The organism is Leifsonia sp. KNZ12-8B (assembly GCF_056755495.1).
This window is the reverse complement of record NZ_JBPGXM010000256.1, coordinates 1-598: the sequence shown is the minus strand read 5'-3', so window position 1 is coordinate 598 and position 598 is coordinate 1. Positions and strand designations below refer to the sequence as shown.

Annotated in this window: 1 pseudogene; it reads left to right on the top strand. The window is 72.1% G+C overall.

Annotated features, from left to right (window positions below):
• Positions 1-193 precede the first annotated feature (193 nt).
• Positions 194-598 (top strand): annotated as a pseudogene (locus ACR9ZG_RS18920) (hypothetical protein); the annotation flags it as partial.

The window sequence follows — 598 nt, the reverse complement described above, 5'->3', positions numbered from 1 at the left end:
GCCTCGCCTCGCCCCCTCACCCCCGGCCACGATTTGCGCCAAATCGTGGTTTTGCGGGTGCCAGAACCGCGATGTGGCGCAAATCTTCGGACGGGGAGGTGGGTGTCGGCGGGGTGACGTACCATGGTCGCCCGGTGCGTCAACGCCCGAAAATGCATTTGCGCGACTCGAACATATGTTCGAAAATAGGAGGGTGTCCCTCGCAGTCGCAGCCCCCTCCGCACCGGTCGCCGACCGGGCGCAGGTGCACGAGCTGCAGACGCGCATCCGGCAGATGCAGGCCACCAAGCTCGAGAGCCGCACGCTGGAGACGCACCCCGCGCTCGCCCCGCTGCTGCCGGGCGGCGCGCTCAAGGCCGGCGCGGCCTACGCGGTGCACGGCTCCACGACCCTGCTGATGGCGCTGCTCGCCGGCCCGAGCGCCGCCGGCGCGTGGTGCGGGGTCGTCGGGATGCCCGACTTCGGCGCCGAGGCGGCCGGCCGGTTCGGCATCGACCTCGAACGGCTCGTCCTGGTGCCGCACCCCGGCGACCAGTGGCTCACCGTGACCGCGGCCGTCGCCGACGTGCTCAGCGTCGTGGTGGTGGCCCCGCCCTCC